The organism is Nocardia aurantiaca (genome assembly GCF_009708175.1).
In the GTDB taxonomy this organism is placed as follows: Bacteria; Actinomycetota; Actinomycetes; order Mycobacteriales; family Mycobacteriaceae; genus Nocardia; species Nocardia aurantiaca.
On the sequence record NZ_WMBB01000003.1, the window covers coordinates 434,226 to 457,746 of the forward strand.

17 protein-coding genes are annotated in these 23,521 nt (G+C 67.6%); 6 read left to right on the forward strand and 11 right to left on the reverse strand.

Going from position 1 to position 23,521, the window contains the following annotated elements:
- Nucleotides 1-13: 13 nt before the first annotated feature.
- The 3 genes from GLP40_RS08140 to secA form a co-directional block, all read right to left on the reverse strand.
- The gene (locus GLP40_RS08140; protein ID WP_154787186.1) at nucleotides 14-2,635 is read right to left on the reverse strand and encodes a helix-turn-helix transcriptional regulator; all 2,622 of its coding nucleotides are present in this window, start codon (nucleotides 2,633-2,635) and stop codon (nucleotides 14-16) included.
- A gap of 360 nt (nucleotides 2,636-2,995) precedes the next feature.
- Nucleotides 2,996-3,235, reverse strand: coding sequence for a hypothetical protein (locus tag GLP40_RS08145; protein ID WP_154787187.1), 240 nt, complete (start codon nucleotides 3,233-3,235; stop codon nucleotides 2,996-2,998).
- Between the two features lie 393 nt (nucleotides 3,236-3,628).
- Nucleotides 3,629-6,469, reverse strand: coding sequence for a preprotein translocase subunit SecA (gene secA / locus GLP40_RS08150; RefSeq protein WP_328289854.1), 2,841 nt, complete (start codon nucleotides 6,467-6,469; stop codon nucleotides 3,629-3,631).
- Nucleotides 6,470-7,038: 569 nt separating this feature from the next.
- Between secA and GLP40_RS08155 the strand changes: the two genes are divergently transcribed.
- From GLP40_RS08155 to bluB, 6 genes are all read left to right on the forward strand, one after another.
- Nucleotides 7,039-8,460 carry a WS/DGAT/MGAT family O-acyltransferase gene (locus GLP40_RS08155; RefSeq protein ID WP_328289855.1) on the forward strand — a complete coding sequence of 474 codons (1,422 nt, stop codon included), beginning with the start codon at nucleotides 7,039-7,041 and terminating at the stop codon, nucleotides 8,458-8,460.
- A gap of 52 nt (nucleotides 8,461-8,512) precedes the next feature.
- Nucleotides 8,513-9,031: a DUF6912 family protein gene (locus GLP40_RS08160; RefSeq protein WP_154787354.1), complete on the forward strand. Its 519-nt coding sequence runs from the start codon at nucleotides 8,513-8,515 to the stop codon at nucleotides 9,029-9,031.
- 157 nt (nucleotides 9,032-9,188) lie between these two features.
- Nucleotides 9,189-10,352 (forward strand): ferredoxin reductase, encoded by a 1,164-nt coding sequence (locus tag GLP40_RS08165; protein WP_154787189.1) that lies wholly within the window; start codon nucleotides 9,189-9,191, stop codon nucleotides 10,350-10,352.
- 206 nt (nucleotides 10,353-10,558) lie between these two features.
- On the forward strand, nucleotides 10,559-11,986 hold the full coding sequence (locus GLP40_RS08170) for a fatty acid desaturase family protein (protein ID WP_328289856.1): 1,428 nt from the start codon (nucleotides 10,559-10,561) through the stop codon (nucleotides 11,984-11,986).
- 95 nt (nucleotides 11,987-12,081) lie between these two features.
- Nucleotides 12,082-13,332, forward strand: coding sequence for a fatty acid desaturase family protein (locus GLP40_RS08175; RefSeq protein WP_154787190.1), 1,251 nt, complete (start codon nucleotides 12,082-12,084; stop codon nucleotides 13,330-13,332).
- Between the two features lie 113 nt (nucleotides 13,333-13,445).
- Nucleotides 13,446-14,078, forward strand: coding sequence for a 5,6-dimethylbenzimidazole synthase (gene bluB, locus GLP40_RS08180; protein WP_154787356.1), 633 nt, complete (start codon nucleotides 13,446-13,448; stop codon nucleotides 14,076-14,078).
- A gap of 421 nt (nucleotides 14,079-14,499) precedes the next feature.
- Here bluB and GLP40_RS08185 read toward each other — a convergent pair whose 3' ends face one another.
- The 8 genes from GLP40_RS08185 to GLP40_RS08220 all read right to left on the reverse strand — a co-directional run bounded on the left by GLP40_RS08185 (nucleotide 14,500) and on the right by GLP40_RS08220 (nucleotide 23,493).
- Entirely contained in the window at nucleotides 14,500-14,925 is a 426-nt protein-coding gene (locus GLP40_RS08185) for a hypothetical protein (RefSeq protein ID WP_154787191.1), read from the reverse strand.
- A gap of 291 nt (nucleotides 14,926-15,216) precedes the next feature.
- Nucleotides 15,217-16,509, reverse strand: a complete 1,293-nt coding sequence (locus GLP40_RS08190; RefSeq protein ID WP_154787192.1) for an acetyl-CoA C-acyltransferase — start codon at nucleotides 16,507-16,509, stop codon at nucleotides 15,217-15,219.
- Between the two features lie 283 nt (nucleotides 16,510-16,792).
- A complete protein-coding gene (gene hpf / locus GLP40_RS08195; protein WP_407671556.1) occupies nucleotides 16,793-17,446 on the reverse strand; it encodes a ribosome hibernation-promoting factor, HPF/YfiA family in 654 nt (217 codons plus the stop codon).
- A gap of 249 nt (nucleotides 17,447-17,695) precedes the next feature.
- The gene (locus GLP40_RS08200; protein ID WP_154787193.1) at nucleotides 17,696-18,340 is read right to left on the reverse strand and encodes a ComF family protein; all 645 of its coding nucleotides are present in this window, start codon (nucleotides 18,338-18,340) and stop codon (nucleotides 17,696-17,698) included.
- Between the two features lie 16 nt (nucleotides 18,341-18,356).
- Nucleotides 18,357-20,156: an MtrAB system accessory lipoprotein LpqB gene (gene lpqB / locus GLP40_RS08205; protein WP_154787194.1), complete on the reverse strand. Its 1,800-nt coding sequence runs from the start codon at nucleotides 20,154-20,156 to the stop codon at nucleotides 18,357-18,359.
- The gene (gene mtrB, locus GLP40_RS08210; protein WP_407671551.1) at nucleotides 20,153-22,093 is read right to left on the reverse strand and encodes an MtrAB system histidine kinase MtrB; all 1,941 of its coding nucleotides are present in this window, start codon (nucleotides 22,091-22,093) and stop codon (nucleotides 20,153-20,155) included. The genes lpqB and mtrB overlap by 4 nt, the downstream gene beginning before the upstream one ends.
- On the reverse strand, nucleotides 22,090-22,767 hold the full coding sequence (mtrA, locus tag GLP40_RS08215) for an MtrAB system response regulator MtrA (RefSeq protein WP_029931579.1): 678 nt from the start codon (nucleotides 22,765-22,767) through the stop codon (nucleotides 22,090-22,092). Before mtrA ends, mtrB begins: the two co-directional genes overlap by 4 nt.
- A gap of 78 nt (nucleotides 22,768-22,845) precedes the next feature.
- On the reverse strand, nucleotides 22,846-23,493 hold the full coding sequence (locus GLP40_RS08220) for a dTMP kinase (RefSeq protein ID WP_154787195.1): 648 nt from the start codon (nucleotides 23,491-23,493) through the stop codon (nucleotides 22,846-22,848).
- Nucleotides 23,494-23,521: the final 28 nt, after the last annotated feature.

Here is a 23,521-nt window from a genome sequence, read left to right on the forward strand (position 1 = left end):
GTCGACCGAAAACTCAGCGTGGGCGCACGATTCGCATGCCATTGTCGAAATCGACGTCCACCAGATCCGTCCGACCGCTGAGCCCCAGTTTGCCGAACACCCGCGAGAGATGGTGCCCCACCGTGCGCGGGCTGAGGAACAAATCCGTCCCGATCTCCCGATTGGTGAGGCCTCGGGCCGCCAGCCGGGCGACCCGCAGTTCCTGCGCCGTCAGCACCGAAGTCTCACCGTATGCGGTGACCGGTGCGACCCGGCGGCCGGTGAGCTCGAGCTCCTGCCTGGCGCGAAACAACCACCGGGCCGCCCCCATCTGCTCGAATGACTCGGCCGCAGTCCGCAATTGCTCAGCGGCGTCGGCGCGGCGACGGGCCCGGCGCAGCCACTTGCCGTAGAGCAACTGGGTGCGCGCATGGTCCAGGTCGCGGCGGGTGCGCCGGGCGGCCAGCGCCCGCCGGAAGTACCGGTCGGCCCGATCGTCGGCGCAGAGCAAGGCCCGACAGGTGTACGCGGCCGAGACCGCCCAGTCGGCGCGAGAACGCACCGCCCAGTCCCGGATCTCCTCGTAGTACCCGATCGCCTCCGCCTGGCGGCCGACCCTGGCGGCGGCCTCCACCAGCTCCACCGCGGCCAGCCGCGCGTAGGTCGGATGCCGGGCGTCATGGCCCGGCTGCACCAGGGTGCGCAGCCGCAGATACGCCGTCTCGGGATCGCCGAGGCTCAGCGCGTGGAAGCCGAGATGCCAGTGCGCGGCGGCGATGAGCGCGTGCGATCGCCGCGGCCGCGCCAGCGCCAGCACCCGATCCGCGCTGTCCAGAACCGCATCCGAATCACCCTGCAGCGCAGCGATTTTCGTACGCAACGCCCAGCACTGGGCGAGCACGTTCTCCACACCGCCGGCCTCGGCCAGCTCGAACGCCTCCGCGAGGGTCTGCTCGGCGGCCTCGAACCTGCCATTGGCGAACTGTAGGATCGCCAGCTGCGGAAGCAGCGACACTGCGGCCGGGGCGCAACTGCCCCGCAGGTACGCGGCGGCCCGGGTATACGGCTCCAGCGCCACGTCGGTCAGACCCCACAGCAGCACCAGCGGCGCCGGCGGAAGCGGCCGGACCATGGCGTGGAAGCACGAAATATCCTCGCGCACAGTAATTTCCGCGGGATCGAGGTCGAGCGCCTCGTGCCCGGCCACCCAGCGCGCGCGTTCGGCGTCGGCGCGCAGATTCGCGGCAGTCTCGGGATCCACGAGTTCGGCGTCGCGCAGCAGCAGCCGGCTTGCCCGTTCCGGCTCTCCCGCAACGAATTCCAGCATCCCGGCCAGCCCGCGCCCGGCCGCCGCGGCCCGCTCCGGCCCGATCCGGGCGGTGGCGCGGTCGAGCAGGCCGCGCGCGGAGGCGATATCGCCGCCCGCCCAGGCGAATCGGCCGGCCGCGGCCAGCCGCTCCCCCGCGCGCTCCGGATCCGGCGTGATGGCAGCCGCCTGGCGCAGCATGGCCGCGGCCGCTATGGACCCGTGATCCGCGGCGGTGGCGCGCTCGGTCAATGCCGCCGCCAGCTCCTCATCGGGGCATTCGGCAGCCATGGCCCGGTGCCAGGTGCGCAGATCCGCCTCACCCGGCCCGGTCAGCGCGGCCGCGACCGCCAGTTGGGCGGCGCGCCGTTCGGCAGCCGTGGCGGCATCGTGGACGGCAGCGCACAGCAGGGCATGGGTCTGTTCCACCCGGCCGTCGCTCACGGTGAGCAGGCCTGCGGCGCCGGCGAATTCCCACGCTCCCGAGTCGACCCCGAGGGCCGCGGCGGCGGTGGTCACGATGCCCAGCACGCCACGGGTCTCGGCGGCGGCCACGGTCAGCAGCGCGCGCACCCCCGCCGGTAGCGCGGCGACGCGATCGCGGAAGGCCGCGCGCAGTCCGGGCCCCAGTGTCATCGGCTCGGGCGCGGTGCCCGCGAGATCACCTACGACGTCGGGCAATTCGTGCAGGGCCAATGGATTGCCGCCCGCCACGGCGAGGATCCGGGCCAGGCGCAACGCGCCCAGCCGGCCGTGTCGCTCGGCGATCAGACGGCGCGCCTCGGCGTCCGGCAGCCCGCTGATCGGCAGCGCGGGCAGTTCGCGCCAGAGCGTGTCGGCCGGATCGTCGCGCAGTCCGACCAGCAGGGTCACCGGAACCGCCGTCAAGCGGCGGATGGCGAAGATGAGCGCCTGCGTCGACTCCGGATCCACCAGCCCGGCCTCGTCGACGATCAGCAGCAGGGGCCCCTCGGCGGCCAGCGCCGACAGCAGCCGCACCAGTGCGGCGCCGACCAGGAACACATCGACGGGACCGGCCCGCAGGCCCAGCACCACGCCCAGAGCACGGGCCTGGGTGGGCGGCAGCATCGGCAGCCGGTCGGCCACCGGCAGCAGAAGTTCGTGCAGGGCAGCGAAATTCAGTTCGAATTCGGTGCGAATGCCCCGGCAGCGCAGGATCCGGAAGTCGGTGGCGCGATCCGCGCCCGCGCGCAGCAACGCGGTCTTGCCGATGCCCGGATCGCCGTGCAGGACCAGTGCCGAACCCCGCCCGGACCGTGCCGCCGCGAGAACCCCATCCACCCGACTGTGTTCTCGTTCCCGCCCATAGAGCTTCAGATCCTCCCGCACGTTCGGGAATTTAGCTCAGCTAATAGCGTGCAACCAAGACGCAGACGAGCAACTGGCACAAAATGTCCTGAATGACACACATCACAAATTCAATAGGAGCAATTCGATTAACGCACAATGATGTTCGGGCGATATAAGACGCTCGCTCCGGGCGCTCCGGTGAAGCGCGGGAGGCGAATAAGATCAGCCCGTCGCAAACGGAATACCCACGATCGAGCGGTCGAAACACCTGAGCGGCAGGCAATTTCGTCCCGAGAATTCGCGGCGCAGGGCAGCGAGCCGATTGTCCGCCCCGAAAACGACAGCGCCCCCGGCGATTTCGCCGGGGGCGCGGTGATCCGTTCGAGCCGGGACCGTCGATCAACGGAAGATGGTCATGTACCACAGACCGTCGTTGCCCTGGTCGCACCGCCACTGCCAGCCGTCCTCGCCGCGCAGCTGCACACCGCCGGCCTGGAACTGGCCGTTGTTGCCGTCCGCGGCGCAGGCCTCGACGGAGGCGTAATTGCCATCCACGGTCAGGGTCTCCGCGTGCGCGGTCGCGGCGCCCAGCCCCGCGACTCCCAGAGCCATGGCGGTGACGGCGAAAATCTTGCGCATGATCGTGATTCCTTCCTACGCGGCCGCCCCTCGGCGACCGAACCGGAACCATTCCAGCCAACGCATCATGACCGTTTCATGACCACCCCAAATGTCCTGGCCCCCAGCCCGAAACAGATTCCCCGGGGTGACAGGACACACTGGGGCACAAACAGAAAGCTGAGAGGGGATGTGCCGCAGGTGACGATTCACCTGCGGCGCATCCCTTCGGAACGTGACCGCTGGTCTCGCTGCGAGTGGGTAACTCGCCGGGTACGTCCAAAATCCGAGCACCGATCCAACCGCCGGCACGGATACCAAACTCCGACGGCACCCAAGCCGCCCACTGAAGTCCCGGGAGGCAGGTCAACCCGCAGGAAGGCAGGTCAACCCGCCGAAGTCCCAGAGAGGCGGTTAATGCCGGCGCTTGGACCGCGGGGCGCGCTCGCCCTTGCCCTGGGCGCGGGCGGCCTCGCGGCGCTCGCGGCGGGTGCCGCCCTGGCCGTCCTCGACGCCGTACTCGTCGCGGTCACTGCGAATGGCGGCGTGGCCGCCCTCGTCCGGACCGGAGTAGGACAGGCCGCGCGGGCCGGACTCGTCGATGCCCTTGGCGCGCAGGGCCGCCGGAGCTCCATTGCCGCTGCCGGCCAGGGCCGCGTCCTCCTCGGTCGGGAGCGGGCGGTTGCCGACCGGCGACTGCAGACCCGCGGCCACGTTCACGCCGACCGGTTGCGGCTGCTGCACCTCGACCTGGAGGTTGAACAGGAAGCCGACCGACTCCTCCTTGAGGCCATCGAGCATGGCCGCGAACATGTCGAAGCCCTCGCGCTGGTACTCGACCAGCGGGTCGCGCTGCGCCATGGCGCGCAGACCGATGCCCTCCTTGAGGTAGTCCATCTCGTAGAGGTGCTCGCGCCACTTGCGGTCCAGGACGCTCAGCAGGATCTGGCGTTCCAGGTTGCGCATGCTGCCCGCGCCCGCGAGACCGTCGATCTCGGACTCGCGGTTGTCGTAGGCGGCGTGCGCGTCGTCGAGGACGGCGTCCAGGAGTTCCTCGCGGGACAACTCGCCCACCTCACCGGTCTCGCGCTCACCGGTCAGGTCCTTGTAGTCGATGCCGATGGGGTACAGCGTCCTCAGCGCGCCCCACAGCTTCTCCAGATCCCAGTCCTCGACATACCCCTCGGCGGTGGCGCCGTTGACGTAGGCGGTGATCACGTCGGTGATCATCTCCTGAACCTGGCCCTCCATATCCTCACCGTTGAGGATGCGGGCGCGCTCGGCGTAGATCACCTTGCGCTGCTGGTTCATGACCTCGTCGTACTTGAGGACGTTCTTGCGGATCTCGAAGTTCTGCTGCTCGACCTGGGTCTGCGCGGACTTGATGGCGCGCGAGACCATCTTGGCCTCGATCGGCACGTCATCGGGCAGGTTGAGCCGCGTCATGATCGACTCGAGCGCCGCGCCGTTGAAACGCCGCATGAGCTCGTCACCCAGCGACAGGTAGAAGCGGGACTCGCCCGGATCGCCCTGACGCCCGGACCGACCGCGCAGCTGGTTGTCGATGCGTCGGGACTCGTGTCGCTCGGTGCCCAGCACGTAGAGGCCACCCGCTTCGCGCACGGCCTCGGCGTCCTCGTCGACCTGCTTCTTGACCCGCTCCAGGGTCGGGTGCCACTGTGCCTCGTACTCGTCCGGGGTGTCGACCGGGTCCAGGCCCTGCCGGCGCAGCAGGATGTCGGCGATGATGTCCGGGTTGCCGCCCAGCACGATGTCGGTACCGCGACCCGCCATATTGGTGGCGACGGTCACCGCGCCCGGTCGGCCGGCCTCGGCGACGATCTGCGCTTCCTGCTCGTGGAACTTGGCGTTCAGCACGTTGTGCGGAATGCCGCGCTTGGTCAGCAGCTTGGACAGGTACTCCGAGCGCTCGACGGAGGTGGTGCCGACCAGGACCGGCTGGCCCTGCTCATGCTTCTCCTGGATATCGTCGGCGACCGCGGCGAATTTGGCCTCTTCGGTCTTGTAGATGAGGTCGGACTGATCCTGGCGGATCATCGGCTTGTTGGTCGGGATCGGCACCACGCCCAGGCCGTAGGTCTGGTGCAGCTCGGCCGCCTCGGTCTCGGCGGTGCCGGTCATGCCCGAGAGCTTGTCGTAGAGGCGGAAGTAGTTCTGCAGCGTGATGGTGGCCAGCGTCTGGTTCTCCGGCTGGATATCGACGCCTTCCTTGGCCTCGATGGCCTGGTGCATGCCCTCGTTGTAGCGGCGGCCCACCAGGATTCGGCCGGTGAACTCGTCGACGATGATGACCTCGCCGTTGCGGACGATGTAGTCCTTGTCCTTGGTGTACAGCTCCTTGGCCTTGATGGCGTTGTTCAGGTAGCTCACCAGCGGCGAGTTGGCGGCCTCGTACAGGTTGTCGATGCCCAGCTGGTCCTCGACGAACTCGACGCCGGCCTCGTGCACACCGATGGTGCGCTTCTTGATGTCGACCTCGTAGTGCAGATCCCGTTTCAGCAGCGGCGCGATTCGCGCGAACTCCGCGTACCACTTGGAGGAGGCGTCGGCCGGACCCGAGATGATGAGCGGGGTCCGGGCCTCGTCGATGAGGATGGAGTCGACCTCGTCGACGATGGCGAAGTTGTGCCCGCGCTGGACCAGTTCGTCCAGCGAGTGGGTCATATTGTCGCGCAGGTAGTCGAAGCCGAATTCGTTGTTGGTGCCGTAGGTGATGTCCGCGGCGTAGGCGGCGTGGCGCTCGGCCGGGGTCATGCCGCCCAGGATCACACCGACCTCGAGACCGAGGAAACGGTGCACACGGCCCATCCACTCGGCGTCACGCTTGGCCAGGTAGTCGTTGACGGTGACGACGTGCACGCCCTTGCCGGAGATGGCGTTGAGGTAGGCGGGCAGCACACAGGTCAGGGTCTTGCCCTCACCGGTCTTCATCTCCGCGACATTGCCGATGTGCAGGGCGCCGCCACCCATGATCTGCACCTTGTAGTGCTTCTGGTTGAGCACTCGCCAGGACGCTTCCCGCGCGGTCGCGAACGCCTCCAGCAGCAGCTCGTCGAGGCTCTCGCCCTCGGCGTGGCGCTGCTTGAACTCCGCGGTCTTGGCCTGCAGTTCCGCGTCGGTGAGGGCCGCGTACTCCTCGTCGAGGTAGATGACCTCGTCCGCCAGGCTTGACAGCCGCTTGACCGTGCGACCTTCACCAATCCGTAGCAACCTTGAAAAACTCAGCGCAGGCACGGGTCTTGTAGTCCTCTGGTCGGTGTTGTCGGTAGCCCCCACCATGGCGGGAAGCCTGCGCGCGGGGCGCAATCACTAGCCATGGTAATCCGGAGCCCATCGTAGGTGCTTAGGCGCAATACGGAGCGGCGCACGGAGGCGACTCACAGGAAAGTACGAGCACACGCGGGTTCGCGGCCCGCCCGGGTCTGGACCGCACTCGCCCCCACTCTCGCGGCGGAGGAGGGAACACCGGGGTCACGAGCGCCGCGACCACCCTGCGGCTCGCCGCAGCGAAGCGGAGGCAATCAAACGCCGATGCCTTTGTGTCCAGGGCTGTTTCGTTACCCCTGACGTACGATATATAAGTTCCGGCGTACGGAGGCTTGCGCCCGCACACCGGAACAGAGACACCGAAGACGGTGTGTGATCTCGGGCAGTGCGGCCCATCCATCCCCTCAGGTGATCGGATTGCGATAGCTTGCCTTCGAAGACGGCGAATACCGCGGCAGCATTTGACACAAGAACCGCCGACGCCTCGGCAGGGGGACACTGCGGGCGCAGGCAGGGACTAGGAAGTAGCGGGCAGCGTGATCACCAGACTGACGCCGCAGGACGCGGCGTTCTACCGGCTGGAGTCCAGCAGCAACCCCATGCACATCGGCTCCCTGGCCATCCTGCGCAATCCCGCGCCGACCGGTAACTCAGGGCACGGTCCGTTGGATTACGACCGCCTGGTTTCACTGGTCGAATCGCGGCTGCCGCTGGTGCCGCTGTACCGCCGCAAGGTGCGCGAGATCCCCTTCGCGCTGGGCCGCCCGGTATGGGTGGACGACAGCCAGTTCGACATCACCTATCACATCCGGCGGTCCGCGCTGCCCGAGCCGGGCACCGACGAACAACTGCTGGACCTGGTGGCGCGGCTGGCCTCCCGCCCGCTCGACCAGACCCGGCCGCTGTGGGAGATGTATCTGGTCGAAGGCCTGTCCGAGGGCCGTTGCGCCATCTTCACCAAGACCCATTCGGCGCTGGTCGACGGGAACAGCGCGCTCGAGATCGGGCATGTGATCCTGGACACCTCGACCGCGCCCCGCGAGGTGGCCGACGACGCCTGGATCGCACAACACGAGCCCGCCGACATCGAACTTCTTCTCGGCGCGGTACTGCACCTGGCCACCCAGCCGCGTGAAGGCCTGGAGGTGGCCCGCCACCATGTGGCCGAGGCGTTCGCCATGGTCGACGCCACCGGCAAGGCCGTGCACAAGCTGGTGTCCATGGTCCGCACCGCGGCCATCGGCGCGCCCGACAGCCCCCTCAACACCCGCACGTCACGCAATCGCCGGTTCGAGGTGGTGCGCACCGATCTCGAGGACTACCGCAAGATCCGCAAGCGGTTCGGCTGCTCCATCAACGACGTGATCCTCGCGGTGGTGACGGGCGCGCTGCGCAACTGGCTGCTCTCGCGCGGGCAGGTGCTGACCGAGGCCGACGCGCTGCGGGCGGTGGTGCCGATGTCGGTGTACGCCGACGGACCGAACGGTGAGTTGAAGCCCGCGGGCGAGGTCACCTCGCTATTGCTGGATCTGCCGGTGGGCGAACCGAATCCGGTGATCCGCATGGAGCACATCAAACACGCCACCGAGGCGCACTCCCGGCACCAGCACGGGGTGCGGGCGCGCACGCTGGTGCACATGGCCGGATTCGCCCCGGCGAGCCTGCATGCCATGAGCGTGCGGTCGGCGAGTACTTTTGCAGAGCACACGTTCAATTTGGTGATCACCAACGCGCCGGGTCCGCAGCAGCCCATGTACATCGGCGGCGCGCGGATGCTGGAGATGTACCCGGTGTCGCCGCTGTTGCGCTTTCAGGCTTTGAGCATCGGGCTCACGTCCTATGACGGACGGGTGTTCTACGGGCTCACCGCCGATCGCGACGCCATGGCGGACATCGCGGTGCTGACCGCTTCGGTGCACGAGTCGATGGAGGAGATGCTCGGTGCCTGCGTCCAGTGAGTCGTCCCGCGTATCGAAGAAGCTACGGGTCTACGTTCCGGCGACCGTGCCGATGCTGCGGGAACTGGTCGCCGACCGGGAGATTCGCGCGCTCAACGACACCGCCTTCGCGGTGACGCCGGCGCTGCGCGAGGCCTACGCCTCCGGTGACGACGAGGAACTCGCCGAGGTCGCCATGGCCGAGGCCGCGCGAGCCTCGCTGCGGCTGCTCGCCGAGGAACAGGCCGCCGCGGATCTGCGTGACGACGACGCTGGTGACGAATCCGGCGCGGCCCCGGCCGGTCCGGTGTTCCGGCGCGCGGTCATCGCCGCGGACGTGGACGGCGCGACCCTGCGCCCGGATCTGGACGACGCGGTGGTCCGGTTGTCCGGTCCCATCCCCTACGACCGCATCGCCTCGATCCACGTGGATCTGGCCGAGGCCGAGCCCGAGGTCGCCAAGGCCGTCGAGGTCATCGATGCCGCCGACATGGGCGACGCCGACGCCGAATTCGTGCTGGGTGACGCCGAAGATCACCAGCTGGCCTGGTATGCCGCCCAGGAGCTCCCGTTCCTTCTCGACCTGCTGTGATCCCGGAGCTCACGAGGTCTCTCGAACTTCAATAGGTCGTACCGGCCCCGTAACCTACGATGCCGTAACCTTGTCGTGACGGTCGCTCATCACAGCAGCGGCAGGCGTACGACGACGCGCTGACCAGCGCGCACGATGACAGGAAGCGTTCCGGGATATGGCATCGAAGAGTGGTGGGTTCTCCGTGCGAGGACTGCGGGACTGGCTGGAAGCCCCCGTGGCCGAAGGCGGCACCGGCGGACGGACGCCCCTCGACGCGCTGCGCGGTGCGGCCGCGCGGATCACCACTCCCCTGCTGCCCGACGACTACCTGCACCTGGTGAACCCGCTGTGGTCGGCGCGCGAGCTGCGCGGCCGCATCGTGGAGGTGCGCAAGGAGACCGCGGATTCGGCCACCCTGGTGATCAAGCCGGGCTGGGGGTTCAACTTCAGCTTCGAGCCCGGCCAGTACATCGGCATCGGCGTCCTGGTGGACGGCCGCTGGCATTGGCGCTCATATTCGCTGACCTGTCCACCGGATTGGACCGGCGACAGCGCCCACCGGGGCAAGCGGCTCATCTCCATCGCGGTGAAGGCGATGCCGGAGGGCTTCCTGTCCAGCCACATCGTCTCCGGCGTGCCGGCCGGAACCATCGTACGGCTGGCCGCGCCGCAGGGCGGGTTCGTGCTTCCGGATCCCACGCCGGGCAAGGTGCTGTTCTTGACCGCGGGCTCGGGAATCACCCCCGTGATGGCCATGCTGCGCACCATGGATCGCCGCAACGCGGTCCCGGACGTCCTGCACATCCACTCCGCCCGCACCCCCGACGACGTCATGTTCGGCGACGAGCTGCGGGAATTGCACGACCGGCACCCGAGTTTCACCGCGCACCTGCACCTCACCGGCGACAAGGGCAAGTTCGCGCTCACCGATCTGGACGAGGTGGTCCCGGACTGGCGCGAGCGCGAGGTCTGGGCCTGCGGCCCGCTGCCCATGCTGGACGAGATCGAGAAGCATTGGGCCGCAGCGGGTCTGGAGAACAAGCTGCATGTAGAGCGCTTCGAGATCGAGCGCAGCGCCACCGGGGAGGGCGGCACCGTCACCTTCGCCAAGGCCGGCCGCACCGCCGAGGTGGACGGCGCGACCACGCTGTTGCAGGCCGGCGAGAGCGCGGGCGTGCAGATGCCGTTCGGCTGCCGCATGGGCATCTGCCAGACCTGCGTGGTCACGGTCACCGAGGGCCATGTGCGGGACCTGCGCAACGGCAAGGAACACCGGGCCGGGGACAAGATCCAGACCTGCATCTCGGCCGCCGCGGGCGACTGCACTCTGGAGGTGTGACACACACCACCCGGTAGCACGGCCAGACCGGCGACCGCTACTCTCGATAGCAATCTCCTCCCACTCACGCATACCCGAGCAATCGGAAGGCCCAGCGGCCACGTCCAATCGTTCGCGGGGTCCCGTTATGGACTGAGCGGAGGGAAGAATGAGACCTCCAGGGCCGCGAACCCGCCCGGAGCGAAGCGAAGGGCAAATCAGACACCGTGGCCATCACCGACATCAAGGCGTTCGCCCATCTCACGGCGGCCGATATCGAAGCCCTGGGCCAGGAGCTCGACACTATTCGGCGCGATATCGAGCAGTCGCTCGGTGAGCGCGACGCCAAGTACATCCGGCGCACCATTGCGGCGCAACGGATTCTGGAGGTGGCCGGGCGCGCGACGCTGTTCGCCTCGCGCAAGCGGTGGGCGTGGCTGGCCGGCACCGCGTTGCTGTCGGTCGCCAAGATCATCGAGAACATGGAGCTCGGGCACAACGTCAGCCATGGGCAGTGGGACTGGATGAACGACCCGGAGATTCACTCCACCACGTGGGAGTGGGATATGACGGGGACGTCGGCGCAGTGGAAAGCGGCGCACAACTACTCGCACCACATGTACACCAACATCCTCGACATGGATGACGACCTGGGATTCGGCATCCTGCGCATGACGCGCGACGAGGAATGGAAGCCGATCAACCTGGTGCAGCCGTTCGCGAATCTGATCCTGGCCGCGCTGTTCGAGTGGGGCATCGCGCTGCACGACCTGTCGGCCACCAAGGACCAGATGGGCGTGCCGCGCAGCCAGATCTTCTCCGAGCCCAACAAGGCGTTCTGGCGCAAGGCCGGTAAACAGGTCGCCAAGGACTTCGTGATCTATCCGGCGCTCACCGGCCCGGCTTGGAAGTCGACGCTGAAAGCGAACGCCACCGCGAACCTGGTCCGGAATCTGTGGGCCTATGCGGTCATTTTCTGTGGCCATTTCCCGGACGGCGCGGAGAAGTTCACCGAGGAGCAGTTCGCGAACGAGACGCAGGCCGAGTGGTATCTGCGGCAGATGCTGGGCAGCGCGAATTTCGACGCGGGGCCGGCCATGGCGTTCATGAGCGGCAATCTGAGCTACCAGATCGAGCACCACCTGTTCCCCGACATTCCGAGCAATCGGTATGCCGAGGTGTCGGTGAAAGTGCGCGAACTGTGCGACAAGTACGACCTGCCCTACACCACCGGCTCGCTGGGCAAGCAATACCTGCTGGCATTCCGCACGATCCACAAGCTGGCACTGCCCGACCAGTGGCTCAAGCGCACGTCCGACGATGCGCCCGAAACTTCCTCGGAGCGTAAGTTCGCCGGTATTTCGCTGCCATCCTGGAATGGCGGGGAATGGCTGGCCGAACACAATGCCGGCGAATGGCTGGCCGAGCATCAGCCGAACTGGGGCGTGGACCCGGTGACGGGCCGGCGGCGCGGACTGCGGTCGGCGTTGCAGGAGGCGAGGGTGGTGCTCAAGGAGAAGGCACGGCACGAGAAGGCGGTGCTGCGCGAGGCCAAGCTGGCGCTGCAGGAAAAGGCCAGGCAGGAAAAGGAATCGCTGAAGGCCAAAGCGCAGCGTGAGGGCAGGTTCTCGCGTAGACTGCGTCGCAATCGCTAGCAGACTCCGGTCTCGAAAACAATGCGTGATTCGACACGCCAGAGTTTCGATCCGAGCCAACCTACGGAGCCGTAACCTACGGTACTGTAACCACCATGGCGATCTCGGATGTCAAGGAATACGCGCACCTCACCCCGGAGGATGTCGAAGCGATCGGGGCGGAGCTCGACGCCATCCGCCGTGAGGTCGAATCGTCCCTGGGCGACAAGGATGCCCGTTACATCCGCAATGTGATCCGTCTCCAGCGCGGCCTCGAGATCAGTGGTCGCGCAGTGCTTTTCGCGAGTCTCTTCCCGCCCGCGTGGCTGGCCGGCGTCGCCCTGCTGGGCACCGCCAAGATCATCGAGAACATGGAGATCGGCCACAATGTGATGCACGGGCAGTGGGACTGGATGAACGATCCGGAAATCCACTCCACCAAATGGGAATGGGACAACGCGGGCCCGTCCGAACACTGGAAGATCACCCACAACTTCCTGCACCACAAGTACACCAATGTGCTGGGCATGGATGACGACATCGGCTACGGCCTGCTGCGCGTCACCCGCGATCAGCGCTGGTCGCCGTTCTATCTCGGACAGCCGGTCTACAACCTGCTGCTGCAGATGTTCTTCGAATACGGCGTCGCCATTCAGCATTTGGAGCTGGGCAAGGTCGTCAAGAAGAAGTGGGCCCCGGGTTCGCCCGAGCGCATTCAGTTCGAGGAGGACCGCAAGACCGTTCTGAAGAAGATCGGCAAGCAGGCCGCCAAGGACTACCTGATCTTCCCGCTGCTCACCGGCCCGGCCTTCCTGGGCACGCTGACCGCCAATCTGGCCGCGAATATCGTCCGCAATGTGTGGACCAATGCGGTCATCTTCTGCGGCCACTTCCCGGATGGCGCGGAGAAGTTCACCAAGTTCGACTGCGACAACGAGACGCAGGGCGAGTGGTACCTGCGCCAGATGCTGGGTTCGGCCAATATCTCCGGCGGCCCGGTCATGCACTTCATGACCGGCAACCTCTCGCACCAGATCGAGCACCACCTGTACCCGGACATTCCGTCCAACCATCTGTCCGCCATCGCGGTGCGAGTGCGCGCGCTGTGCGAGAAGTACGACCTGCCCTACACCACCGGTTCGCTGCCGGTGCAGTACGCCAAGTCGTGGCGCACCATCATGAAGCTGTCGCTGCCCAACAAGTACCTCCGCCGCTCCACCGACGACGCACCGGAAACCAAGTCGGAGAAGATCTTCGGCGGCGAGGCCAGCATCGACCCGATGACCGGCCGCCGCCGCGGTCTGCGCACCGCGCTGCGGGAGGGCCGCCGCAAGCTCTCCCGTCGCGAACCCGCCATGGCGAACTGAGCAAAGCCCGAACGCCCCCGCCGAGGATTCGGCGGGGGCGTTCTTTGCCGATCGGACACCATGGTTGACTGGACGCCGTGTGTTCCGCAGGTCCCGAAAGCCCCACCGAATGTCTGAGCGTCTACGACGCCATCAAATTGCGCCGGGACGTCCGCGCCGAATTCACCGGTGAGGTGGTGGACGATGCCACCCTGCTCAGAATTCTCGAGGCGGCGCATCGGGCGCCCAGCGTCGGCAATTCCATGCCCTGGGATTTCGTGGTGCTGCGAGACCCCGCCACGCTGACCAAGTTCGCCGACCATGTGGCCGAGAAGCGGCAGCAGTTCCACGACTCGCTGCCGTCCGATCGGGCCGAGACCTTCAATCCGATCAAGATCGAAGGAATCGTGGAGAGCGGCACCGGCATTGTGGTGACCCACCATCAGGCGCGCGGCGGCACCCACGTGCTGGGCCGCGCGACCGTCCCGGAAACCGGCATCTACTCCACCATCCTGGCCATCCAGAATCTCTGGCTGGCCGCCACCGCCGAGGGTGTGGGCGTGGGCTGGGTGAGCTTCTACGACGAGCCCTTCCTGGTCGACCTGCTCGGCCTGCCCGCCGGGGTGAAGCCCGTCGCCTGGCTGTGTGTCGGTCCGGTCCACGAGTTCCAGCGGATCCCCGACTTGGAGCGCTTCGGCTGGCGCAATCGCCGCCCGCTCGAATCGGCCGTCCACTGGGAGCAGTTCACCGCCCGCGCGGACGACTGATCCGAGGCGGTCAATGCTGCGGGACGGTGGCGTAGCCGACACCCGCACCGATGGCGCCGCCGACGAGCGCCACCGGCCACGGCGCCGATGACCGCGCCCAGGGCGGCGTTCCCAGCAATGAGTTTCAGGGTGTCGATGGGAATGCCGGTGGCCGGGTCACGCGGCACATCGCCGAAGGGGCGCAGGTTCGGCGGAACGGTTGCGGCGGAGGCGGTTCCGGCTCCGGCCCGCGCATCCTGCCCGTGCTGGCCCACCGACCGCCCCGGACCGGCGCTTGCGCCGCCGATTCGACAAGCCACCGCCGATCCGGTCGGCAGCGCGAATGTGTCCAGCGGGAATCCCATAGCGAACTTCTGTACCGGATGTGCTTCAGGCTGCGATCATTCGAGAAGGTCGGCGGCTCCGCGGAACGCCCCTTCCGTCAGCGCAGCGCTTCGGCCGGACGGTGTCCGATGACGAAGACGTCGTCCAGGGTGACCACCGGATCCCCGGAATCGTGCTCACCGGTAATGGTGATGGTGCCGGTGAACACGTCACCCTGTGCGATCGCGGCGCTGGTGGGTCGGGTGAGCTCCACTCGCGCACCGTCGATGGTGTAGTACTCGGTCGGCCCGCCGTTCACGAACGCCAGAGTCCACACGGCCGCATCGGAATACACCAACCCGTACACCGGATACCGTTCTCCGGCGTGCTGTTCGGCATTGCGTAGCCGCGTATCCAGGTCATGGTCCGCCACCGGCTGCTGCCCGCCGTCCGATCCGGTCACCGGAAGTGGCAGCGCCACAGCGCTTCCCGTCCCGCCGATTCCGGCCGCGATCACGATTGCCGCGGCACCGGCCATTGTCATTCTTCCGACCATGATCCGCCTCCGCCCATCTCGTTTCCCCAGGGATACCCATTCGGCATCAGGTCACCACCACCAATCTCCGCGTAGTGCGCGAAAGCCGCGGCCCGCTCTCGCGGTGTGGGGCCTCACCTGCGCAAAGGCGTGTTCGCGCCGATTCGCGGCACAGCGGCGCATTCGCGAAACCGCACCCGGATCGCGTCCGCCGGGGCACCTGTCGACGGTGGCATTCGATTCACAGCCTCAAGACATGAATGGGCGTGTGCGCGTGTCGGCGCTCGAGGTGGGCGACGGCTAGACCCGTTCCAGCACCGCCGAGGCGCCGATGCCGCCCGCGGCGCAGATGCCGAGGAGGGCGGTGGACTTGCCGGTGAGGGCGAGCTCGTTGGCCATGGTGGTGACCATGCGGGCGCCGGTCGCGCCGAAGGGGTGGCCGAGCGAGATCGATCCGCCGTGGACATTGAGCGTCGCCGGATCGATTTCGCCGACCGCGGTGTCGCGATCCAGACGGGTCTTGGCCCATTCGTGGCTGGCCAGCGCCGAGACCACCGACAGGGTCTGGGCGGCGAAGGCCTCGTGGATATCGACGAAATCGATATCGGCGAGCGACATTCCGGCCTGGTCGAGGGCGCGCGGCATGGAGATGGCCGGGCCGATGAGGACCTGGTCCCGCGGGTCGACGCTGATGAAGCTCCAGGAGCGGAAGGCGGCCAGCGGCTCGATGCCGAGCGCGCGCGCCTTCTCCTCGCTCATGAGCAGCACGGCCGCGGCGCCGTCGGTGAGGGGGCTGGCGTTGCCAGCGGTGACGGTGCCGTCCGCGGCGAAAACCGGCGCCAGTCCGGAGAGTTTGGCCAGGCTCGTGTCGCGGCGCACCAGCCCGTCGCGGGAGACCGCGACCCCGTCGGGCGTACGCACCGGCAGCACCTCGCGGTCGAAGCGACCGGATTCGATGGCGGCCGCTGCCCGGTGGTGGGAGGCGGCAGCGAACCGATCCTGCGCGCCGCGCGAAATGCCGTGGATGCGAGCCATTTTCTCGGCCGACTCACCCATCACCTCGCCGGTGGTGCGCTCGGCGATCTGCGGCCGACGCGGCATGAGGTCGAAGAACGGAGCCAATTGCGTTGCGGCGGTGAGATAGTCCTTGGCCTTGGGCTTGCCCAGCGCCAGCGGCGCGGCGGCGTGCACCAGCTTCTGCGGCAGCTTGACCTCGGCATTACTGGTGGAGTCGCTGCCGCCCGCGATCATGATGTCGTACTCGCCACGCTCGATGGCGGCGGCCGCCGATACCACCGCCTGCAGCCCGGACGCGCACGCGCGGGTCACGGTGTAGCCCTCGCAACCCGGGTCCAGTGCGAGATCGAGCGCGATCTCGCGCGCGATATTGGGTGCGGCACTGGGCAGGATCACCCCGCCCCACACGATGGCCTCGACATCCTGCTTGGGCAGGCCGGTCCGTTCCAGCAGACCGCGCACGGCCGTGTCGGCGAGGTCGATGGAGTCCATCCGCGTGAAATCGGTGAATGCCCGCACGAACGGGGTCCGCGCCCCGGCGACGATGACAGCACGGCGAGCGCCCTTGGTAGCCATAAGGAAGTTTTAACTGATACACAGCGTCACAGCAAGTGACGAATTCGATTACCCCAACGTCACAGCGAGTGCTGGCTTCGCCCGGAACGCGACCACTGATTTCGTTGCGCCAGAGGCATCTCGGCGGATACGCCCAGAATTCAGACACTCCCCGACCGCCGGCATGGGCGCCCCCTCCAACGGCTCCCAGCCACCCGCCGAAATCGCGGGGAAGCGGTACTGCGACCGGGGCCATGTTCGCGACCCCGGTCGAAAGGTGAAAGGGAAGTTCCTCAGCCGCTGATCACGCGAGCCTGATGAGCCCGTAGTCGAAGGCGTGGCGGCGGTAGACGACCGACGGTCGGTCGGTCTCCTTGTCCTGGAACAGGAAGAAATCGTGGCCGACGAGTTCCATCTGATACAGGGCGTCATCGACGGTCATGGGGATCGCCGGGTGCTGTTTGGTGCGCACGACATGGCCGGGACCGGCGGATTCGTCTGCCTTCTCATCGGCAGTGTGGTCGTGCGCAGCGGATTCGCCCGCAGTGAACAGGGATTCGTCGATGAGACCGGCGGTCGCTTCCGACACCGAGATCGGCGACTTGTCGCCATGATGGACGCGACGGCGGTCCTTGAGCCGGCGCAATCGGCTCTCCAGTTTCTCGACCGCGAACTCGAGGGCCGCGTAGAAGCTGTCCGCGCAGGCTTCCGCCCGGACGATGGGGCCCTTGCCGCGGGCGGTGATCTCTATACGCTGGCAATTCTTGCGTTGACGACGGTTGCGTTCGTGGGTGAGTTCCACGTCGAAGAGATAGATGGTGGGGTCGAAGCGCTCCAAACGAGAGAGCTTGTCCCCCACGTGAATTCGGAAATGGTCGGGCACTCCGCCCAAGCCGAGGGTCCTGCCCTTGACCACGACATCCGCATTGGTGGCCCGAGTGGATGAATCGTCTGAGATGACCTCGTCATCGAGCAGCACCGTGGTGTCTGCGTTTTTCGCTGAGAGTCGTGAAGTAGTCGTCACGCGTACCTCCCGGATCTGGCCGCACAAGCCGCTCGTGCGGCGGGGTTGAAACGTGTGCCGATCGATGAACTCGCTCGGCACATATGTCCGAGGCGCCACCTCCAAACTTGCGGTTCGGGTGTCTGACCGCCAACCTATAGCGCCAGCGACCTGTCCGCCAGTGTTCACGCAAATTTTGGAGAATCAAGCCGCGCAAGTAACCAGCGCGGCACGAACCATCACGTGCGCGTCGGTCAACGCACGCACCGATTCCCGCATGGTGACACCGGTGGTCAACACGTCATCGATCACCACTACCTCGGCATTTGCCGGAAAAAGGACATCCGGCGGGCACGTGGTGGATACGATGATCCGCCCGTGCAGATTGTGCTGACGATCGCGGTGCCCGAGTCCCACCGAGTCGCGCACACCTGGCCGCATGCGCAACATGCGCACCAGTCGGCAATCGGGTAGCCAACTCGCCGCGACGTCCGCGGCGCGCACCACCGGATCCCCTCCGCGCCGCCGGGCCGCGGCCCCGCGACTCGGCGCCGGCACCAGAACCAGGGGCCGGGCGGTGTCCCGCAAATGATCCAGCCCCCTGGCCAATCCGGCGCCGAGCGGCCGCGCCAGATCCCGACGGCATTGCTCCTTGACCGCCAGTACGGCCCGCCGCGGTGCGCCCGCGTAGGGGGCCAGCGCCCAGCACGGCACCCCGGGATCGGCGCGCGGGCGGATCCTGATGGGCGGGCCGGACAGCGCGTCGGCGCAGTCCGCACACCACCCCGTCCCGGCGCGCCCGCATCCGCCGCACGCGCGCGGCAGGATCAGATCCAACAGTTCCCCCATGCCCCTCAGTCTGCGCCTAGCCGGGCAGCACCGGAATCGCGTTGGCCCCCAATCCCGGAACTTCGCGCCAGTAGTCCTCGCGCCCTTCGGGATTGCGGGTCAACTCGAGCACGGCGCGCGAGTCGGCCACGTACTCCTGGTCCGGGGAGGCGGTCAGCACGCGCACCGGCGGGGTGAGGTTCTGGGAGGTCTGGGCCCGGAACTCGGAGCCGTCCACCAGGACCCCGGCCACCGGGTCCACAGTGCCGTCGCGGCCCACGATGACCTTCTCATCGGTGAGCCAGTCGATGGACACCGCGGGCGTGCTCAGCCCGATCGCCAGCGGCAGCGCCGAGGACAGCGCGAACTTCCCGTTCGCCTGCGGCACCACCACGGCGACGTACACCTTGCCGTTGGCGATGATGGCCGCCCGCGCCCCGGAGGGCGAGATGCGCAGCTCAGTGATGGGCGTGCGCGGCGAGGCCGATGTGGACGCCGCGGCGATCAAGGCGGTGGTGTCGACGTCCTGCACCGACACATTGCCGGTGGTGCGGTCGTGCACGGCCCGGATCACCCGGTCGCCGTCCACCACCGACCAGGCCGAGCTGCCGTCGGCGGGCCAGGTGGGCCGGGTGAAGGTGTCGCCGGTGGCGACCGGAAAGCCCTGCCCGTCATAGGTTCCGATGATCAGGGTGCGCTCTGGTTCCGGGTCCGGGCGGCCGGACTTGGCGACCGCGGCGACCAGCTGCCCGTCCGGCGACAGGCCCACCGATTGCAGGGTGTGGGTGGCGCCGAAGAAGCCCGGGGCGGGCGTTATTCCGCTGTCGGTGACGGCCACCAGCGATCCGTCGCGCACGGCGTGCACGCCGACGCGGTTGCGCGCGATCGCGTCCGGGCCCTTCGCCTCCACGTCACTGTGCTGCCAGCCGTTGGCGTATCTGTCGTCGAGCGGTTTGCCGTCGGCATTGAGCAGGTAGGGCCCGAGCACGTCGGCGCCGGAGAGGGTGAGCACCACCTGCGCGGCCAGCAGGTTCCGGGTCGCCGGGTCGAGGGCAGTCGCGCCGGAGAAGTCGACGCTCAGGCCGCCGCCTCCGACGCCGACATTGTCGCGATCGCCATCGGCCTTGGTGATCGGCGCGCGCAGTGCCACCGGCGCGCCCATGGGGTTGTGCACGGCGGCCGCGAGGGCGGACTGGGGGCCCTCGGTGAGCAGGCCGAGCAGCCGCTGTGCCAACTGGTCCTTGCGGGCGGAGATCCAGCGCAGGTCGGGCACCATGGCCAGCCCGGTCAGATTGGGGAAGAACAGCGAATAGCGGTGGTAGGACTTGGCGAACGCGGCCTGTTCGACGATCACGCCGGACGGCAGATCCTTGATCCGCCACTCGCCGTCGATCTTCTCCATGTCGATCTTGGTTTCCAGGGTGCCATCGCTGACCCGGTAGGAGCCGTCCGCGGCCAGTTCGCCGATCCGGCGCGCTCGGACCACATAGGTGGCCGTGTCACCGCTGCGGGATTCTCGCAGGGTGTTGGGTTGCGAGTCGATGATGGTGGTGCTCGCCGAGTCGTCCCACTGCGCATCGGCCGCGGGCGAGAGGAACTGCCGGGCCGCCTGATGCCGGTTGGACGGATCGGCCGTGGCGGCCATGAAGTCCAGCAGCAACTGCTCGGGCTCCCGCCCGGCGACGGGCGGCATCGGCGCGGCGCTGGTGGTCTGGTGATCCAGGCTGCCCAGCGCCTGCGGAGCCGAGGAATCCGGCATGCTCGCGCAGGCGCTGACGCTGAGCAGGCAGCCGAGCACCACCAGGGCCCGGCGTAGGCCCGCCGACGGCCGCCTCATGATTGGCCGTCGCCCTGAGCTGCCGGCACCGAGCCGCCGGAAGCGTCACGGCCCGAAGCGGTTCCGTCTGCGGCGGAATCATCCTCTGCGGCATGGCTTTCTCCGACGGCGGAGGGGAATTCCGGGGCGATGGTGTCGAATCCCGGTTCCCCGTCCCCGGTTTCCGCGCTCGGCGCCTCGGATCCGCGTTCGGCCGGGGCGCTCTCGGGCGCGGATCCCGGTTCCAGTGCGGCGGGCGCGGATTCGAGCACCGCCGCGACGGAGGCGATGGCCGCCGGGGCGGCGTCCGAGCCCGCGATATCCAGGGCCAGCTGTTCGGGCGAGACCGCGCCGCGAATCCTGGGCGGTTCCAACGACAGTGGGCTGGGGCCGAGTTTGCGGCCGCGGACCATCGGCAGGGTGAGCCGGAAGCTCGCGCCCACGCCGATCTCGCCCCACGCCTCGAGCTTGCCATCGTGCAGGTTGGCGTCCTCGACGCTGATGGACAGGCCCAGGCCGGTGCCGCCGGAGCGGCGCATGCGCGAGGGGTCGGAGCGCCAGAAGCGGTTGAACACCAGCTTCTCCTCGCCGGGCCGCAGACCCACGCCCTGGTCGCGCACCACGATGGCGAGGGCGTTGGCGTCCGCGTCGCCGCGCATGCGCATGAGCACCGGCTTGCCCTCGCTGTGGTCGATGGCATTGGCGAGCAGATTGCGCAGCACGCGTTCGACGCGGCGCGGATCCACCTCGGCCACAAGGGGTTCCTCGGGCAGGTCGACCACCAGTTCGACGCCGGTCTCCTTGGCCAGGTGCCGCACCGTGGAGACCGCGGCCCGCGCGCACATGCGCACGTCCAGCGATTCCACTTGCAGCTCGGCCACACCCGCGTCGTGGCGGCTGATCTCGAGCAGGTCGTTGAGCAGCCCCTCGAAGCGGTCGAGTTCGTTGACGAGCAGTTCGGCCGAGCGCGCCAGGGCCGGGTCCAGATCGTCGCTGGATCCGTGGATGAGGTCGGCTGCCATGCGCACCGTGGTCAACGGTGTACGCAGTTCATGGCTGACGTCGGAGGTGAAGCGGCGCTGCAGATTTCCGAACTCCTCGAGTTGGGTGATCTGATTGGACAGACTCTCGGCCATCTCGTTGAACGACATGGCGAGCCTCGCCATGTCGTCCTCACCGCGCACCAGCATGCGCTCCTTGAGCCGTCCGTCGGCGAAACGACTCGCGATCCGCGCCGCGGATCTGATGGGCAGAACCACCTGCCGCGTCACCAGCGCCGTGATGGCCGCCAGCAGGACCAGCAGCACGATGCCGCCGATGAGCATGGTGCCGCGCATGAGCGCGAGGCTGCGCTGCTCATTGGTGAGCGGGAAGATCAGGTAGATCTCCAGCGAGTCGATATCGGCCGAGGGGCTGCCGATGATCAGCGCCGAACCCTTGTATCCATCCGGGCTGGAGACCGTGGCGAACTGATAGGAGACCTGCCGCTGCTTGACGAATTGGCGTAGCTCGGCGGGGATCTCCTGGATGGCGCCCGAGGTGATCTCCTGCCCGCTGTCCCCCGTCATGGCCAGGACCGCCTCGTAACTGCCTGCGGCGCCGCCGGTTTGGGTCCCGCCGGCGCTGCTGAACAGCGCGCGGCGGGCATCGTCCAGACGACTCTGCTGAGTGCCCGAATCGTGCACACCGGTCAGTTGATTCTGAACGGTATTGCGGGCGCGGCCCATTTCCTCCACGGCCGCGTTGATCTTCGCGTCCAACAACCGGTCGGTGATCTGACTCGTGAGCACAACGCCCAGAATCGTGATGACGATCAGCGACAGGGTGAGTGTGGACACGACGACACGCAACTGCAGCGAACGCCGCCACACATGGCCCAGTTGCTCGCCCAGATTGCGGAACCAGGCCACTGCTACCGCCAGCCACCGCTGAACGCGGTTTCTGGAGCCAGCGATCACGGCGGTCCGGCCTTGTAGCCCACACCTCGGACGGTCAGCACGATCTCGGGGTTCTCCGGATCCTTCTCCACCTTGGCGCGCAACCGCTGCACGTGCACATTGACCAGGCGGGTGTCGGCGGCGTGCCGATAGCCCCAGACCTGTTCCAGCAGCACTTCGCGGGTGAACACTTGGCGCGGCTTGCGGGCCAGCGCCACCAGCAGATCGAACTCCAGCGGAGTCAGCGAGATCTGCTGGCCGCCGCGGGTCACCTTGTGCGCGGGCACGTCGATGACAATGTCGGCGATGGACAGCAGCTCCTGCGGCTCCTCCTCGGTGCGGCGCAGACGGGCCCGCACCCGGGCCACGAGTTCCTTCGGCTTGAACGGCTTGACGATGTAATCGTCCGCACCGCTTTCCAAACCCAGGACGACGTCGACCGTGTCGGTCTTCGCCGTCAGCATCACGATCGGCACTCCCGAGTCGGCTCGCAGCACCCGGCACACATCGATGCCGTTCATGCCGGGCAGCATGAGATCCAGCAACACGAGGTCCGGACGCAGCTCCCGGACCGCGGTCAGCGCCTGCGTGCCATCGCCGACGACGTGGGGGTCGAAACCCTCACCGCGTAGGACGATCGTGAGCATCTCAGCGAGTGCCATATCGTCGTCGACGACCAGAATCTTCGGCTTCATAACGTCTAGTTTGTCACCTCTCCGGTTCTGATTCGGCCGCCACGCCAACACTCGTGACCTGTCGGCGCACATCCAACCCTATCCAGCAACAATTTCCGCGAGGCGCGCGGCCAGTGTTGCCGGATCGTCACCGCTCCGATGTACCCACCACGGTCCGTGCCAGTTGATTTCGGCCAGCTCACGGTAGACAGTACCGGTGCGACGCTGCAGTCCCCCGTCTTTCTCGTAGGCGTCCAAAGCGCGTGCGGCATCGGCCTGCCCGCGCAGGCGGGCGCGCTCCTCGGCGACATCGACCGGAACATCCAGGAGAATCTGGACATCCGGGGCGGGCAATCCGAAGCGCTCGAACTCCAATTCCTCGATCCAGGCCACGATTTCGCCGTGCGCGTCCTGTTCCATGCGGGCCGCGGAGTAGGCCGCGTTGGAGGCGACATAGCGGTCCAGTAGCACGATGTCGTTGTCCGCCAGCAGTTTCGAGATTTCGTCGCGGGCATCGGCACGATCGAGGGCGAACAGCAGCGCCATGGCGTTCACGGACCGAGCGGTATCTCCATGGCCGCCGCGCAGCGCTTCGGCGGCGAGGTCCGCGTACACGGAGACGCCATAGCGCGGAAAGGCCAGGGTGGCGACGCGGAGTCCGCGGGCGCGCAGGGCGGTGACGACGGCATCGGTGAGCGTGCGTTTGCCCGCGCCGTCGAGGCCTTCCACCGGAACCAGTGCACCCATGCCGAGAGACTACCGAATCCGCCGCGCC